This is a genomic window from Thermococcus indicus, from assembly GCF_006274605.1.
GTDB lineage: Archaea > Methanobacteriota_B > Thermococci > Thermococcales > Thermococcaceae > Thermococcus > Thermococcus indicus.
Genome location: NZ_CP040846.1, coordinates 43,483 through 58,728, shown reverse-complemented (window position 1 = coordinate 58,728; position 15,246 = coordinate 43,483). Strand labels below are relative to the sequence as shown.

22 protein-coding genes are annotated in these 15,246 nt (G+C 56.8%); 7 read left to right on the top strand and 15 right to left on the bottom strand.

Annotated features, from left to right (window positions below):
• Nucleotides 1–179 precede the first annotated feature (179 nt).
• The 14 genes from FH039_RS00340 to FH039_RS00275 form a co-directional block, all read right to left on the bottom strand.
• The gene (locus tag FH039_RS00340; RefSeq protein ID WP_139679767.1) at nt 180–614 is read right to left on the bottom strand and encodes a 4Fe-4S binding protein; all 435 of its coding nucleotides are present in this window, start codon (nt 612–614) and stop codon (nt 180–182) included.
• On the bottom strand, nt 611–1,600 hold the full coding sequence (locus FH039_RS00335; protein WP_139679766.1) for a respiratory chain complex I subunit 1 family protein: 990 nt from the start codon (nt 1,598–1,600) through the stop codon (nt 611–613). The genes FH039_RS00340 and FH039_RS00335 overlap by 4 nt, the downstream gene beginning before the upstream one ends.
• Nucleotides 1,597–2,892, bottom strand: coding sequence for a hydrogenase large subunit (locus tag FH039_RS00330; RefSeq protein WP_139679765.1), 1,296 nt, complete (start codon nt 2,890–2,892; stop codon nt 1,597–1,599). Before FH039_RS00330 ends, FH039_RS00335 begins: the two co-directional genes overlap by 4 nt.
• A 169-nt stretch (nt 2,893–3,061) precedes the next feature.
• The gene (locus tag FH039_RS00325; RefSeq protein WP_139679764.1) at nt 3,062–3,586 is read right to left on the bottom strand and encodes an NADH-quinone oxidoreductase subunit C; all 525 of its coding nucleotides are present in this window, start codon (nt 3,584–3,586) and stop codon (nt 3,062–3,064) included.
• Nucleotides 3,583–4,107, bottom strand: a complete 525-nt coding sequence (locus FH039_RS00320; RefSeq protein WP_139679763.1) for an NADH-quinone oxidoreductase subunit B family protein — start codon at nt 4,105–4,107, stop codon at nt 3,583–3,585. Before FH039_RS00320 ends, FH039_RS00325 begins: the two co-directional genes overlap by 4 nt.
• Nucleotides 4,108–4,112: 5 nt before the next feature.
• Nucleotides 4,113–4,460: a hydrogenase gene (locus tag FH039_RS00315; RefSeq protein ID WP_139681509.1), complete on the bottom strand. Its 348-nt coding sequence runs from the start codon at nt 4,458–4,460 to the stop codon at nt 4,113–4,115.
• A gap of 1 nt (nt 4,461) precedes the next feature.
• On the bottom strand, nt 4,462–6,003 hold the full coding sequence (locus FH039_RS00310) for a proton-conducting transporter transmembrane domain-containing protein (protein ID WP_139679762.1): 1,542 nt from the start codon (nt 6,001–6,003) through the stop codon (nt 4,462–4,464).
• Nucleotides 6,000–6,359, bottom strand: coding sequence for an NADH-quinone oxidoreductase subunit K (locus FH039_RS00305; protein WP_014013091.1), 360 nt, complete (start codon nt 6,357–6,359; stop codon nt 6,000–6,002). The genes FH039_RS00310 and FH039_RS00305 overlap by 4 nt, the downstream gene beginning before the upstream one ends.
• Entirely contained in the window at nt 6,356–6,802 is a 447-nt protein-coding gene (locus tag FH039_RS00300; RefSeq protein WP_139681508.1) for a Na(+)/H(+) antiporter subunit B, read from the bottom strand. The genes FH039_RS00305 and FH039_RS00300 overlap by 4 nt, the downstream gene beginning before the upstream one ends.
• On the bottom strand, nt 6,792–7,094 hold the full coding sequence (mbhE, locus tag FH039_RS00295; protein ID WP_139679761.1) for a hydrogen gas-evolving membrane-bound hydrogenase subunit E: 303 nt from the start codon (nt 7,092–7,094) through the stop codon (nt 6,792–6,794). Before mbhE ends, FH039_RS00300 begins: the two co-directional genes overlap by 11 nt.
• Nucleotides 7,091–7,357, bottom strand: coding sequence for a DUF4040 domain-containing protein (locus FH039_RS00290; protein ID WP_014013094.1), 267 nt, complete (start codon nt 7,355–7,357; stop codon nt 7,091–7,093). The genes mbhE and FH039_RS00290 overlap by 4 nt, the downstream gene beginning before the upstream one ends.
• Nucleotides 7,354–7,725 (bottom strand): monovalent cation/H(+) antiporter subunit G, encoded by a 372-nt coding sequence (gene mnhG, locus FH039_RS00285; RefSeq protein ID WP_058938998.1) that lies wholly within the window; start codon nt 7,723–7,725, stop codon nt 7,354–7,356. The genes FH039_RS00290 and mnhG overlap by 4 nt, the downstream gene beginning before the upstream one ends.
• Nucleotides 7,722–7,985: a cation:proton antiporter gene (locus FH039_RS00280; RefSeq protein WP_048056655.1), complete on the bottom strand. Its 264-nt coding sequence runs from the start codon at nt 7,983–7,985 to the stop codon at nt 7,722–7,724. The genes mnhG and FH039_RS00280 overlap by 4 nt, the downstream gene beginning before the upstream one ends.
• A complete protein-coding gene (locus FH039_RS00275; protein ID WP_139679760.1) occupies nt 7,982–8,482 on the bottom strand; it encodes a monovalent cation/H+ antiporter subunit E in 501 nt (166 codons plus the stop codon). The genes FH039_RS00280 and FH039_RS00275 overlap by 4 nt, the downstream gene beginning before the upstream one ends.
• A gap of 385 nt (nt 8,483–8,867) precedes the next feature.
• On the opposite strand from FH039_RS00275, the gene FH039_RS00270 reads away from it, so the two are divergent.
• The 6 genes from FH039_RS00270 to FH039_RS00245 all read left to right on the top strand — a co-directional run bounded on the left by FH039_RS00270 (nt 8,868) and on the right by FH039_RS00245 (nt 13,141).
• Entirely contained in the window at nt 8,868–9,080 is a 213-nt protein-coding gene (locus FH039_RS00270) for a TRAM domain-containing protein (protein ID WP_014013099.1), read from the top strand.
• 78 nt (nt 9,081–9,158) lie between these two features.
• Nucleotides 9,159–9,458: a hypothetical protein gene (locus FH039_RS00265; RefSeq protein ID WP_139679759.1), complete on the top strand. Its 300-nt coding sequence runs from the start codon at nt 9,159–9,161 to the stop codon at nt 9,456–9,458.
• A 52-nt stretch (nt 9,459–9,510) separates the two neighbouring features.
• Nucleotides 9,511–10,788, top strand: a complete 1,278-nt coding sequence (locus FH039_RS00260; protein ID WP_139679758.1) for a tRNA (N(6)-L-threonylcarbamoyladenosine(37)-C(2))-methylthiotransferase — start codon at nt 9,511–9,513, stop codon at nt 10,786–10,788.
• A gap of 173 nt (nt 10,789–10,961) precedes the next feature.
• Nucleotides 10,962–11,366 carry a hypothetical protein gene (locus FH039_RS00255; RefSeq protein ID WP_139679757.1) on the top strand — a complete coding sequence of 135 codons (405 nt, stop codon included), beginning with the start codon at nt 10,962–10,964 and terminating at the stop codon, nt 11,364–11,366.
• Nucleotides 11,367–11,451: 85 nt separating this feature from the next.
• Nucleotides 11,452–12,558: a DUF2341 domain-containing protein gene (locus FH039_RS00250; protein WP_139679756.1), complete on the top strand. Its 1,107-nt coding sequence runs from the start codon at nt 11,452–11,454 to the stop codon at nt 12,556–12,558.
• A 10-nt stretch (nt 12,559–12,568) separates the two neighbouring features.
• Nucleotides 12,569–13,141, top strand: a complete 573-nt coding sequence (locus FH039_RS00245; RefSeq protein ID WP_139679755.1) for a signal peptidase I — start codon at nt 12,569–12,571, stop codon at nt 13,139–13,141.
• On the opposite strand, the gene FH039_RS00240 is transcribed toward FH039_RS00245, so the two are convergent.
• A complete protein-coding gene (locus FH039_RS00240) occupies nt 13,138–13,494 on the bottom strand; it encodes a cupin domain-containing protein (protein WP_139679754.1) in 357 nt (118 codons plus the stop codon). The genes FH039_RS00245 and FH039_RS00240 overlap by 4 nt on opposite strands.
• A 108-nt stretch (nt 13,495–13,602) precedes the next feature.
• On the opposite strand from FH039_RS00240, the gene FH039_RS00235 reads away from it, so the two are divergent.
• Nucleotides 13,603–15,225 carry a metallophosphoesterase family protein gene (locus FH039_RS00235; RefSeq protein WP_139681507.1) on the top strand — a complete coding sequence of 541 codons (1,623 nt, stop codon included), beginning with the start codon at nt 13,603–13,605 and terminating at the stop codon, nt 15,223–15,225.
• Nucleotides 15,226–15,246: the final 21 nt, after the last annotated feature.

Below are 15,246 nucleotides of genomic sequence, written 5' to 3'. Positions count from 1 at the left end.
TTATAAATGGGTTTCTAAAACAAATGGTTAACAACCAGAAATTTGACAAATATAAATTGGACGACCCTTGACGTACGTCCATAAAACTGTACGTTGTAGTAGGTTAGAGGGGATGGACGTTCAGAAAAGTCCATTATGGGACTGGAATCGTCGGTGGGAAAAACAAGGAAAGAAAGGGGCTACTTCTTCTGGGACTCGGCCCCTTTCTTTGCCGCCTCCTTGGCCTTCTTCTGCTCCTCCAGCTTCTTTTTGAGCGCCTCTATCTCATCCTCCTTGAACCAGCGGAGGTTGTCGTTGTACTTGTCGTCCGTGGCCAAGAGGAACTCATCGCTCATCTCCAGGGCCTTGACAGGGCAGACGTCCACGCACTGCTGGCAGAAGACGCACCTTCCGAGCCAGAAGGTGACCTTCCTGACTTCTGGAACGTACTCTATAACCCCGGCCGGGCAGACCATGACGCAGAGCCTGCAGCCGACGCACTTGTCGGGATAGTAGATGAGCTTGCCCCTGAAGCCCTCTGGAGTCGGAACCGGATCGCTCGCGGGGAACGGATTGGTTGCCGGCTTCTTGAACAGGTTGCTCAGCACGGCTGAGAGCGTCGGTGGGACCCTCATGCCACCACCCCCAGGGTGTCTATTGCCAGCAACAGCGCCCCGACTATCGCGGCCGGAAGCATCCTGGTCCAGAACAGGCTCACCGCCTGGTTTATCCTGAGCCTTCCTGTCACCGCCCTGAAAAGGCTCATGCTCACGAAGAGCACGGCGAAGACCTTGAGGGTGTGGAATAGCAGGTCTATGACCACTGCCGGAAGCCCCGTGAGCCCGATGTAGCCGGATATGCCCCACGGGAAGAATATCGCCACGACGAGGCTCGCGCTCACGAAGGCCTTTATCGCGTTGGCCAGCTCGAAGAGGGCCAGGTGCCTTCCGCTGTACTCGGCCATCGTTCCCTCGGCGAGCTCGGTCTCGGCCTCGGGGATGTCGAAGTAGCCGACTTCAATCTCGCTGGCGAGCCAGGCGAGGAAGACGAGCAGGAGCACCACGGCCCCTATTATGCTCATCGGCGTCCCGAGCTCCCAGACGTTGTGCTCGTAGAAGGTGCCCATGCTGAACGGCTTTGTAACGCCGAGATCGCTGAGGCGCCAGAGTATTGTGAAGAGGGCCAGCATCATCGGCCCCTCCCTGGAGACGAGGATTATCATCTCCCTCTGGGCGCCTATCTGGGCGTAGGGGGAGCCCGAGCTAACGGCACCAACGACCCTGAGGAAGCCGATTAGGGTCAGCAGGTAGATGAAGAGTATCACGTCTCCCTTGGTTCCGAAGATGGGTTCAAATCCGAGCGGGGTGTAGGCGAGCAGGGCGATGGAGGTGGCGAGAGCCAGCACGGGGGCCAGCTCGAAGAACCTGTTGGCGTCCCTCGGGATTATGGACTCCTTGCCCACCAGCTTCAGGAAGTCGTAGAACGGCTGGAGCAGTGGGGGGCCCATCCTGCGCTGCATCCTTGCAACCAGTTTCCTGTCTATGCCTCCCCAGAGCAGTGAGGCGAAGGATACGTAAGCGTAAATCCCCAGGAATCCGAGCGTTGCGTAGAGGACGTTCATAGGACACCACCCCTCGGGCAGCCTACTCCAACAACTTCGGGCTTCGCCCTAACGTTCGGGTTCAGCTCCCTGGTTTTCTCTATCGAGAGCCTGAGGAGGTCCCTTTCGGTGAGGACCTTCTTCCTTCCTGTGTTAGCATCCACCACCGCGACCCTGTCCGTACAGCTCAGGCAGGGGTCTATCGAGGCTATCGCAACCGGAACGTCCGCCACCTGCTCACCGACCAACGCTCTAGCTATCGCGAACAGGTTCGGGAACGTGGGCTCGCGCATCTTCCACTTCGCCGGAACGTCCTTGCCCTTCTGGGCCATGACGTAGTGGATGAGTTCACCGCGCGGGGCCTCGTACCTGCCTATTCCCTCCCCCTCGGCTTTCTTGAGCTGGAACAGGAGGGTGTTGTCCTTTGGAACTGCCTTTATCTTGCCCTCTGGCATCTGGTCTATGGCCCTCTCTATGAGCTCCATGCTCTGCCAGAGCTCCCCAACGCGGACCACCATCCTGTCGAAAACGTCCCCCTTGACAACTCCGGTGAACTCCTTGGGCGTTATCGGCTTCACGCCGAGGTCAGGGTAGACGCTCAGCCTCTCGTTGTAGCGGACGTCCTTCTTCACGCCGCTTCCCCTGGCGGTCGGTCCCTGGGCGCTGTACTCGATGGCTATCCTCTTGGGAATGACGCCAGCGTCCCTCAGCCTGGCCTCGACCGTCGGATCGTAGAGGAATATCTCCTCTATCTTGGGCATGACCTCGTTCCTGTAGTTCTCTATCATGTCGAGTATTGCCCTGATGTGCTTCTCCTCCAGGTCCCTCCTCACGCCGCCGATGGTGTTGATGGAGTAGTTGACCCTGTTGCCGCCGATGGCCTCCAGGATGTCCATGACGCGCTCGCGGGCGAGCCAGCTGAGGTGGAGGGTGGTGTCGTAGCCTATGGTGTGCCCAACGACTCCGAGGTTGAGCAGGTGGGAGTGGATCCTCTCGAGCTCGCCGATTATCACGCGGATGTATTCGGCCCTCTCGGGCACCTCTATGCCGGCCATCTCCTCAACGGCTCTGGAATAGGTGTGGTTGTGGGAGAAGGAGCAGATTCCGCATATCCTCTCGGCGAGGTAGAGTATCTGGATGTAGTTCCTCCTCATGGCTATCCATTCCAGGCCCCTGAGGTTGTAGCCGAGCTTGACGTCGACGTTGATTATCCTCTCTCCGTCGAGCGTGATGATAAACTTCTCGGGCTCCTCCAGTGCGGGGTGAATGGGTCCGATGGGTATCTTAACCCAGTACTCAAGCTTTCCGTTCATTTTGAGCCCTCCTTAGAGCCCTTTGCTCCGCAAAGCGCTCGCGGAAAGTTATTATTTATCCAACTCGCTTTTCCTCCAATCGGTGCCTCTTTACTGCCTCCTCTGCTTCTGTTCACCCGTGAAATGCGCCCTCCGGGCGCAGGGTGAGTGTGAACCTGTTGAACTGGCCTCATTTCTTCGCACCCCCTATCTTGTACGGGTGGCCGGCGTTCTTCACCATCTCCGGCTTGATTCCGGTCTCGTCGAGCCTCAGCGGGTAGATTCCCTCCGGGAAGTCGTCGGGCAGGAAGAGCCTCCTTGGGTCGGGAATTCCCTCGAATATGAATCCAAGGAACTCCTGGTTTTCCCTCTCGTAGGGCAGCGCGCTCGGGAAGACGTCCGTGACCGTGGGCAGCCTGGGGTCGTCCTTGGGAACGCTCGTGCCTATGACGAGCGACAGGCTCTCACCCTCCTCCCAGAAGAGCTCCATGTGGTACTTGGCGAGCAGTCTGTCGCCGGCGTCCATTCCGATGATGATGGAGAACTGGGCCTTTGGGTCGAGCTCCCTGATGAACTTCATCGCCTCGTGGAACTTCTCCCGGTCTATCTCGACCCAGACGCGCCTCTTTGGGTGGGGCTGCTTGTTCTCGCTCACCCTTACCTCCGCCTCGGGGAACCTCTCGCCAAAGGCTTTAACGAACTCGTCAACGTTCATTCTCCGCTCCCCTCCTTACCTTCAATTCTCTCTATCAGCTTCTGCAGACCGAGCACGACTCCGTAGAGTATCGCCTCGGGCCTCGGCGGGCAGCCTGGCACAAAGACGTCCACCGGTATGTGCCTGTCCAGCGGCGCGTTGGTGAAGGGGCTCTCGAAGAACACGCTTCCGCCGGTTGGGCAGGCTCCGACGGCTATGACTACCTTCGGGTCCGGAGTCTGCTCGTAGACCAGCTTGACCCTCTCAAGGCTCTGGTCGGTCACTGGCCCGGTTACGAGCAGTATGTCGGCGTGCCTCGGCGTTCCGACGAGCTTCACACCGAAGCGCTCGGCGTCGTACCTCGGCGTCAGTGCAGCTATTATCTCGATGTCGCAGCCGTTGCAGCTGCCGCTGTTCACGTGGAACACCCAGGGTGATCTTCCGATATACCTGCAGAGCTTTGATATCTCCCTCTCAAGCCTCTCGCGCTCCGAGGAGTTTGAGCTGACATTGGTCTCTGCCCTCCTAACCTTAATCGCCATTCATCTCACCCCCACACTATCAGCGCTCCCACAATTATCGCGGTCGTGACGAGCAGGTAGCTGATGTAGTCGCTCAGCAGTCCGGTGTGCTCCCTGCGGAAGACCAGGAACATCCTGTGGATTCCCCTTATGAGGCCCCACATGACGTGTCTTCCGGTGACGTAGCCCTGGAAGTGCTCGAACTGCGGAATAATCTCGTCCTGGTCCTCACCGCTGAGGAATATCTTCGTTCCATCGCCGGTTCTCCTCGTCCCCGTGCTGGAGCGCTCGGCCCACTTGTAGAGGGCGTACGAGATGAGCAGGCCTATGGCAAAGACGTAAACGAAGTAGAGTGCATCCCAGTAGCCAAACATTTCACGCACCCCCCAGCACCGCCGAAACGTAAGCCCCTATGTTCTCCAGAGTCTTTGCCGCCGGAAGCATGACCTTGTCGCTGATGGCCCACGGGAAGAGTCCCATGACGATTATTGCCACCACCAGTATGAGCATCGGCACGAGCATGGCCTTTCCTGGCTCTTCGGCATTCATGACCCTCTCGCTCGGCCTTCCGAAGAACGTGAAGAGCACCCTGATGTATGCTGCCGTACAGAAGGCCGTGCCTATGACGGCTATTGCCGCGAGGAACGGGTTGAAGAGCGCCGAGCTCTCGTAGATGAGCCACTTGCTTGCGAAGCCGTTGAGCGGCGGAAGGCCGATTATCGCGGCCGCACCGACCAGGAAGGCGAAGCTCGTGACCGGCATCTTCCTGGCTATTCCGCTCAGCTCGTTGAGGTTCTTGGTTCCGAGCTGGTGTATGACCGCTCCAGCAACCAGGAACAGGAGGGCCTTCATTATCGCGTGGTTCACGGTGTGGTATATCGCACCCGCCAGAGCGACCTGGCCGACGTCGCTTCCATACGCGGCAAGGCCAATTCCGATTCCCAGCAGGATATAGCCGATCTGTCCCACCGACGAGAAGGCGAAGAGCCTCTTCATGTCGGTCTGTATCACCGCCATCGCGTTTCCGACTATGAGGGTCACGCAGGCGAAGAATATGATTATCCAGCCGACCGTTCTGGTGCTGATTCCGGCGCTGAAGACGCTGAAGGCGAGCCTCGCCAGGGCGTAGGTACCGCCTATCTTGATGACCAGGCCGGAGTGCATGGCGCTGATCGAGCTCGGAGCCGCTGGATGAGCATCCGCGAGCCACATGTGCACCGGAACGGCACCGCTCTTGAAGAGAAGCCCTCCCGCGAGGAGGCCGAGGGCCACCTTGGCGGTGAAGGTCGGGTTCTCGGCTATCATCTTGGCCAGGTAGGCCATAGTCAGCGTTCCGTACTGGCCGTAGAGGAGCACTATGCCGAGGAGGATGAACGAGCTGGCCAGCGAGCCGACGAACATGTACTTTATGCCCGCCTCGATGCCCTCCCAGGTGTCGTTTCTAAACGCCACCAGCGCGTAGCTCGCTATGCTCATTATCTCCAGGAAGACGTAGAAGTTGAACAGGTCGCCGGTTATGGCTATGCCGAGCATTCCAACTTCGAGGACGAGGACCAGGGCGTAGTACTTCTCAAGCCCGGTGTCGTGCCTCATGTACTCACTGGAGTAGAGCACGGCCACGAAGGCTATGAAGGTCACCATCAGGGCGAAGAGTGCGCCCAGCAGGTCCACCTCCCAGACTATCCTTATCGGGAACGGAACTCCGTTTCCGAGGGGGCTCTTCGCGCCGAGGGTGTAGACGAGTATCTCGCCGCTCTTCCAGACCTCTCTGAACAGTCCGGCCGCGACGCCGAGGGTGATGCCGGTTATGAGTATCGCCCAAAGCTCCCTGGCCTTCCTTCCCGCGAGGCCCACTATGGGCAGTGCGAACGCTCCGAGGAGCGGGACTATGATGAGGTACGGGATCAGCCCGTTCATCCTCTCAACCTCCTGAGCTTGTTAACGTCGAGGCTTCCGTAGTGCCTGTAGGCGTTTATCGTGAGGGCCATCGCCAGCGAGAGAACGCAGACCCCGATGACTATGCTGGTGAGCGTGAGCGCCTGCGGAATCGGGGCGACCATGGCGCTCTTTACGGTCTCGTAGCCCGTGTAGATTGGCGCCGTCGGTATCTGGCCCGCCTCTATGCGGTATCCGAAGCTTATGAGGAGCAGGTGGATGCCTGCATCTATGATGTTGAGGGCCAGTATGAGCTTGATGAGGTTCCTCTTGTAGAGGAGGGCGTAGATTCCCATGGCTATTAGCAGGAACGCCGTGATGAACTGGAACGGTATCATTCGTTCCACCTCCTGAATGCCGCTATGGCAACCATCGCGCTGACCAGTCCCGCGAAGACCTTAAGTCCCACGGCGATGTTCATTACCGGCAGATAACCGGCAGAGAGCAGCGTTCCCGGCTGGCCGTTGAAGACCGGCCCACTGTGCCACAGCGTGTTGTAGAAGAACGCAACTCCCAGGCCGAGCATCGCCGCTCCGAGGAATACCAGGCCACCCAGACCTTCGAGGGCAGAGTAGAGGTGGTGGTTGTAGCGCCTCTTCATCTCGCCCAGCCCGAAGGCTATGAGGAACAGTATCCCGGCTCCCGCTATGGTCGCTCCACCCTGGAAGCCGCCTCCCGGCGTAAGGTGACCGTGTGAGACCACGTAGGCACCGAAGATTCCTATGAGCGGAATGGTTGCCCTCGCGGTGGTCTTAACGATCAGTCCCATGTCACTCTTCATCCTCATCCCTCCTCCAGGGCCTTAGCAGGGCCACCGCTCCGGCTATGGCGGTGAAAAGAACGGTCGCCTCTCCGAGGGTATCGTAGCCCCTGTAATCAAACACTATGTCGGTGACTATGTTGGTTCCCCCGACCTCCTCAACACCGTGCTCGATGTAGTACTGGTCGGTGTAGCGGTAGGCCTTCCAGTCCTCACCGCCGAGGCCGAACTTTATTCCGGTTGAAGGGCTCGCAACGACGAGCAGCACTCCGAGGAGGAACAACAGTGCGAGAGCTCCGAAAGTCCTCTTCATGGTCCCTCACGCTCCCATCTCTCCGTTTTGGCGATTCCATACACAACCACGGCCGTAACGACGCCGGCTCCGACCGCGGCCTCGGCTATCGCAACGTCCGGCGCGTGGAGCATGTAGAACTCAAGGCTGAGGAGCAGGCTCATGGCCGCCGAAGCGATGGCCGCGCTGAGCAGGTCGCGCATGGTTATCGTGATGTAGGCCGCTACCAGCACGCCGAGGAGTATCCCGAACTGTATGACCATGTCCATCGAAAGGGCGTTCATTCGGCACCACCCCTGAGCTTGTCCTCGTACGCGTCAATGACGGCTTTGGCCGGCTTGTAGCCGCTCAGATGGGCCGCCTTGGCTATCGCGTGCGCTCCGGTCGGGTTTGTGAGGAGCAGGGCGATTAGGGCAACGAGGCTGTGAAGCGCCATCTGGAGGTACTTGGGGTCGCCGGTGAGGTGGAGCTGGTAGGCGGCGTGAACTACCACCGCCAGAACCGCGAATATCGTCCCGAAGGTGGTGCACTTGGTCGCCCCGTGGAGTCTGGTGTAGACGTCCGGGAACCTGTGGAGCGAGAAACTGCCCAGTAGGTTGAAGACTATGTTTATCGTGAGAAATGCGTAGATGACGTAGGTGACCGCACTCATTCCAATCCCCCCTGGAGGTATTTGGCTATGGCCAGGGTTCCCACGTAGCTCAGAAGGGCGTAAACGATGGCGATATCGATGTATATCGTCCTGTCGTAGGCCGCTCCGAGGAGAACCATTCCGGCAACGATGAGCGTGTTGAGGGTGTCGACTCCGACCACTCTGTCAGGCACGCTCGGTCCGAAGAACACCCTGAGCAGAGCCAGGAATGCTCCGATCATGACTATGACCGCGGCATAGAAGAACTCCGGTGCTATCATCTTCCCAGCCTCCTCGCCCATTTTTCAAACGAACCCGCTATGACCTCGGAATTCGCTGGCTCCTTCTCGGTCACGTTTATCCAGTGGACGTAGAGGGCCTTCTCCTCCGGGCAGGCGTCCACGGTGAGCGTTCCGGGGGTGAGGGTTATTGAGTTGCTGAGGATTGTGTACTGAGCGTCGTTTTCGAGCTCAACCGGAACGCGAACGATTCCGGGCTTTATCCTGCCGGTTATGACGCGGTAGGCAACGTCGAGGTTGGCCTTGACCATGCCCCAGAAGAGCGGGCCGATGGAGTAAACCACAAAGCCGGCCCACTTCGCCGGGTTGAGGAACCTCGCGGCCTTCTCACCTATGATGTCCTTCGTCGTGAATGCGATTATCCCCGAGAACACCACTCCCGCGACGAGCTCTTCGGGGCTCCACAGCATGCCCTTGCTGCCCGCTGTCAGCACAAGCCAGAGCACGAATGACCAAATGAATACAGGAATGAAACCCATTGTGCGTCCCCCCACTTTTGGTTTACAACCTTATCTAGGCTTCATTTTCCCGGATTTCCGCTTAACATAGAAAAAATTCTCTTAAAAGGGTTTTTTGAAGCTTAGAATTGAAAACAAAGGTATCTAACCCTTTGTTATTAACCAAAGGTTAATTATCTGCCTGCTGACATCGGCGCCGAAACCCTCCACGGTTAAGGGTTGGAAGCGCGGGATTTCTGAAAAATAATGCATCAGTGTCCTCATGTGGCTCGAAACAGCATTTTGGTGACTTTAAGGGCCCAAAATCTACCCAAAGCTTTATATACCCTTGACGATGAGTTCTCAATGGGACTCTTCTCGGAGTCTTTCGAGGGAGCCCTGAAAGTTGAAAGAGTTGGTGTTAGATATGTATGGAGATGGATTTGGCGGTGGCTACGAAGCCCCTGTTAAGGTTGGAGAAAGGTATAGAGTTAGGATTGAGAGCCTTGGAAAGGGTGGCGATGGTATCGCCAAGATAAAGGGCTTCGTTATCTTCGTCCCGAACACCCAGGTCGGCGACGAGGTTGAGATCGTCATTAACTCGGTCAAGAGGAAGTTCGCCTTTGGCGAAGTCATCTGATTTCCTTTCCCTCTTATTCTTACCCGCTCTTTTGCGAGACGTTTTTAATGCATTGACCAAGATTTTCCTGGTGGTTCCATGGACGAGGAGTCCGCGATTATCGTGGCTATAGTTGTGTTCCTGGTTCTTCTCTCGCCGATACTGCTCTACTGGACTGTGGCTTTTCTCGACACCTCTGGCATCGACCGCCACCTGCCGGGCACGCTCTTCATAGCGGTTTCGGCCCTCGTCCCGGTTCTCATAGTCTCCCTCCTTTCCTTTCTGGTCATGAGGCACTACAACAAGCCCCCCGGCTGGATACGGAAGAAACTGGCCTTCTTGGCCGTTTTCCTCTTCGCCGCTCTCTTCATGCTCCTGAGTATGCTGGGTGTGGTTTAATCCTCATTTTTGAACCGCACCCTTTTTAAACCCCTTCCCAGAGCGCCCACCGATGGTTAGGGTTCACGTCGAGACTTACGGTTGCACGAGGAACAGGGCCGATGCAGAGATGATGGAGGCTCTTCTGGTTAGCGCGGGCTATGAGCTGGTGGAAACCCCGGAAAATGCCGACTACGTCATCGTGAACACCTGCGCCGTAAAGGACCCCACCGAGAAGCACATGCGCGAGAGGATAAAGGAGCTCCTCGATTCCGGGAAAAAGGTCATCGCCACCGGCTGTCTCGTCCACGTGAATCCTGGGGCCATAGATCCACGCGTCTCGGGAATACTCGGCGTTAAGAGCATAGATATGATAGCCGAGGCGGTGGGCGTAGCGGAGCGCGGCGGAAAGCTGGTGAGCGTCGAGGGCTGGCGTGAGAGGAACATAGATAAGCTCGAGCTCCCCCGCCTCTGGAAGGGCGGCGTTGCCTTCGTCGTCCCGATAAGTGAGGGCTGTCTCAACGCCTGCACCTACTGTGCAACCCGCTTCGCCCGCGGGGTTCTCAAGAGCTACAAACCTGAGCTCGTCGTTAAGTGGGTTAAGGAGGCCCTCGCCAGGGGATACAAGGAGATACAGCTGTCGAGTGAGGACACCGGATGCTATGGCTTCGACATCGGGACGAACCTGGCGGAGCTACTCGACGAGATAACGGCCATCGAGGGCGACTTCAGGGTCAGGGTTGGAATGATGAACCCGAACCACGTTCTCAAGTTCCTCGACGAGCTCGTTGATGCCTACACCGATGAGAAGGTCTACAAGTTCCTCCACCTGCCCGTCCAGAGCGGGGATAATGAGGTTCTCAAGAGAATGGGCAGAACGTACACTGTGGAAGAGTTTGAGGAGATAGTTCGAACTTTTCGTAAGAAGGTTTGTGATTTGAACCTCAACACGGACATAATAGTTGGTTTCCCTGGTGAGACGGACGAGGCCTTCAGGAACACCGTTGAGCTGGTGGAGCGCGTTAGGCCCGACAAAATCAACGTTTCGCGCTACTCGCCGAGGCCAGGGGCGATAGCGGCAAAATGGAAGCAGTTGCCGGGCTGGAAGGTCAAGGAGCGCTCGAGGGAGCTTCACAGGCTCCGGCTGGCCATCGCCTACGAGATAAACCGCGCCTACGTTGGGAGAACCGTTGAGGTTCTCGTCCACGGCGAGGGGAAGAAGGGTGGAATAGAGGGCAGAACGTTCAACTACAAGGATATAATCCTCGATTCCGGCGAGCCCGGCGAATTCCTGCAGGTTCGGGTCGAGTGGGCCGGTTCAACGTATCTTAAGGGCATACCCCTCCGCTGAGGTATCTCCCTTGAGGAGTATTCAATGCTTGTTGAGGGATATCTAACGGGTTTTAGGTTTCATTGTAGAACTTACAATATCAAAGGGTGAACCAATCCGGTTGGATTTAGAAAACTATTTATACTATCGTTTAATCATACCTTATAGCTCTCTAGCCTAGGGGGTGAATCAGAATGAGAAGGAGTAATAAGAAGAGGTTAATTCCGCTGGCACTCGCCCTTGTGCTGGCGATGGTTGGAGCTGCACTGGCTGTTCCGGCAATTACTGTGAACGTTCAGCAGGTTGGTGGTGGTTCCAATACGGATGCTAAGATAGACACTACTACTGCCGCCATCAACTGGGATATCTCAGGGACCACTATAACTGGCGCTACGATAACCCTTGATCAGGGGCCTGGTGTGGATGGCACTTGGGATCTCTACATAACCCTCGACGATGATAATGTTATTCATGTTAATGGCAACATTGGGGCCTCTGATACTACAATTACGGTGTCTTCAGGCATTAACATAGACCTTACTCAAAACTACATCAAGAGTGTGTCCCTTGTTATTGCTGGCAATCAGGTCAATACATGATTGGCACTTGGCATAGGTTGGATGAACGCTACACGCCCGACCTCCTTTCATTTTCCACGTTTTCTGACCCTTATGAGTGCTAAACATGCCACGCCACCACATCGACGCCAAACTTCCACTGGTGGCCCTTCTCATGACTGCCTTACTTCTCACTCCGTCCCTTGCAGTCCCTTCGATATGGGTTAGCGTCCAGTCCATCGGGGCTTCCCAATGCGAGAAGTTCTGGATAGATGTGAACGTCACCAACCTCGAGAATCGTGAGCTGGTCAACTACACCTTCAACATCACGATGCCCTCTGAGGGAATAGTCGCCTACTCCAGGCTGAAGCTAAGCAACGTCTACGTCGTCGATGAAAACGGGAAGCCCCTCTACTACTGGGTGATGCGGAAGTCCTCCAGCGTCTTCACGGTCTTCTTCAAGGTCCCCCACATAGCCCCCAACGGCCGGGCCACCGTGCGGATCTATTACGGCTCGGACAACCCTTATAGGAGGTACAGGAAACCGGCCGAGCTCTTCGTCTACTGGGAGTCCTTCAACAGCCTCAAGAACTACCCCCACGTCGATAGTGGCATCTTCTCCAGCTCGGGGGCCTTTGGGAGCGGGGAGCGTTACATCAAGAAGGGAAAGCTGGTCGTGAACTCGACCATCTCGACCGACTGGTGGTCTGGAAGCACGGCAAAGGAGGCCGAGCTGGTGAGGCTCAAGGTCGATGACTCCTACGCCGTAGTCTTCAAGTTCAAAAGGGGCTCCGGTAAGCAGGGGGTCGTCAGTTACCCCTTCTACATGTTCATTCATGCCGATGTTGGCAACGGGGACAGATACGACTACATAGCGATTAAGGAGAACTCCAACTCCAAGTTCCGCTTCGAGTTCGGCAACGACCGGAGCGGAAGCGACGAGACCAACAAGTACGCCGGGAAGCAGTACTACCTCGGCGAGATACTGGTTACCCCTCGGAACAGCACCGGCAGGATCGAGAAGTTCTCGAGCGGGGCTTTGGTGGCTTCCTACACCTTTGAAACCAGCAACCGCTTCAGGAACAGGGAGATTTCCATCGGCTTCGGCCAGGCGAACGCTGATTGGTGGAGCACCGTCAACCTTTTAGCCTACATCGACTGGGTTTGTGTTGTGCGGTATTCAAGGTACACCGCTGAAATCGCTGGGATGGGTGCCGAGTGCGGCTTTAATTAGGTGGTGCTGAATGGGAAAGCGTCGCATTGACGTTCTTTCGGTTGTCTCGTATCTCCTCTTCGCTTTCGTGGCCTTAGTGATCGTTCTCCACTTCGTCTTCGGCTTCCAGTACGTCGTTATACTCACCGACTCAATGGAGCCCAATATCAACCCCAATGACCTCGTCATCACGATGCCGGTTTCTCCTGGTGAGCTTCACGTGGGGGATGTTATCCTCTACCGCGTGGACATAGGCAACACGACCTACAGGATAACCCACCGCATCGTTGGCATGAATGCCGATCCGGAAATGCGGATGTACTATATCACCAAGGGGGACAACAGGAACTACACAGACCCCTGGCGGGTCTATTACTCCCAAGTGGTTGGCAGGGTTGTTCTGGTGATTCCAAGAGTCGGTGTGGTCTGGTACTACACCCCGCTGATAGTTTTCGGGATTTTCCTGTTCATAATCGCCTCTCTCGCATACGACCTGGCGTGGCTCCTGCTCGAGGAGGAACCCCCACGTTCAAAATCCAGAAAAGCCGATATCCTCGTTCTAAGAAGGAAGAAGATAAAGGCCTACCACTACCGGCGCCATTAGGCCCACTCGTCCTCTGGAATTGCCTCCTTCTTGGCCGGGATTATGCAGAGGAACTCCAGCGTTTCTCCGGTCGCCCTGTATCCATGGGGCTCGTTGGGCGGGACGTAGAGGAAGTCGCCCTCCCTGACGTGGAACTCCTCCTTTCCGTTCGTTATGATGCCCTCTCCCCTCACGATAAATATCTCGTGCTCCCAGTCGTGGTCGTGGAGCGGTATCTCCGCGCCCTTCCTGAGGACGAAGTAGCGCATCGCATAGTTCTTTGCTCCGAGCTTTGGAGAAACGAGCCACCTTATCGTCACTCCCTCAAAACCGGTGTCCTTCTCGGGGACCTCGGTGTAGTGTCCGACGAACATGGTATCACCGAAATACTTTCGGCCTGGGGCTATTTAAATCTGCCGAGTTCGTGATGCCAATCAAAAGTGCTTTAAGCTCCCGTTCCAATTTTTCGGAAGGTGAACGCAATGAAGAGGGCCGTTTTTGGAATTCTCCTGGTTTTCATCGTGCTGGCGTCGGGATGCATAAGCCAGAGTACTCCAACGGGGACTTCCACTACAGCTACCTCTCCCGCCGGCGGGATAGACTTCGGGGCCTACGGAAAGGGCGAGGTTCTTGCGGGCTGGTCCGAGCTTGCGGACGTTTCCAGGGTCTACGTCAGCGAGGGCTACGAGGATCTCGCGAAGCACTACTTCCCGAACGCGCAGATACTTCCCGCGAGCCAGTACGATGGGGGTATTGCAATACTGTCCCCCGCCGATGCAAGAGAGCTCCTCAGAGGAAAGCCGATACTTATAACGGTTAACGACTACTTTGGCTACATAGTCTACAAGTTCGGCGTCAAGTTCGTTGGAAAAGACAAGGGTGTCTTCGCCGCCTTCAACGAGGATGGAAAGGCGTACTTCGTCTTCACGGGCACCAGCAAGGCCGGCGCTGGCGCGGCCCTTGAGTACGCCATGAACCTAAAGAGCGGGGCACCCCTTAGAACGGATGACGTCCTGAGGAGCGGCGAGTTCGAGGGGATTCTTCTCAAGGTCATAGGGGACAACAACTGGAACGGAATTCCGGACGACGGCGAGAGCTGGTACCTCGATTCCTTCAAGACGGTGGAGCCGTTCATCTACTACTGGCGCATCGTTGATGGCGAGAACGTCACAGTAAAGGGCGGCTTCATAAGGCTCGTCAACGGCTCCACGGTTTACATTCACGCCCTGGGCTTCAACGTCAGCGTGGAGGTTAAGGACGGAACCGGGGCTACGCTCACATACGTCATCGAGAACACCAATCCCTCTGTGCTGAACCTGCCCGAGGGGGCCGAGACGGGCGATACCTGGGTCAAGTTCACCGCCTCTGATTCCTCCTTCAGCGTAACTCCAAAGGACGTCGGCAACTACACGGTGATAGCCTTTGGAGACCACAGGCCCGACGGGGGAAAGGAGCTTCCGCCGGTGTTCCTCAAGATACGGGACAGGATAAACGACGAAGGTGACGCCCTTTTCATCCTCGACGGCGGTGACCTCGTTTACTCCGGCAAGGTGGACGAGTGGGGCGAGCTCCTCAAGGAGTGGAAGTGGAACAAGCCGATATTCGTGGCTCCGGGCAACCACGAGTACAGGGGCGAGGGGATAAACGTCTACCACCGGTTCTTCGGTCCGGACGACTACTCCTTTGCCCTGGGCGGTTATTACTACATCATCATCAACAACATCGAGCACGACTACGGGCTGAGCGATGAGACATTCGCCTGGCTCGAGAGCGAACTCAGAAAGGCGAAGGAATCCGGCAGGAGGCCGGTCCTCGTTCTCCACGCGCCGCCGATCGACCCGAGGCCGAACGGTGACCACGCGATGAACCCCGCGGACGCCCAGAAGCTTTTGGCCCTTATGAAATCCTACAACGCCTTTGGAATCTTCAGCCACATCCACATCTACTGGTACGGCGAGGAAGATGGCGTCCAGATGGTAATCACCGGCGGTGGTGGTGCTCCGCTCTACGCTCCAGCGGACGAGGGAGGTTTCTACCACTACGTCAGGCTCGGCATGCTCTCCAACGGCACGATAACGGTCGAGCCCGTCAGGGTGGAGTCATGAACTCGCACCCTGGCTCCTATT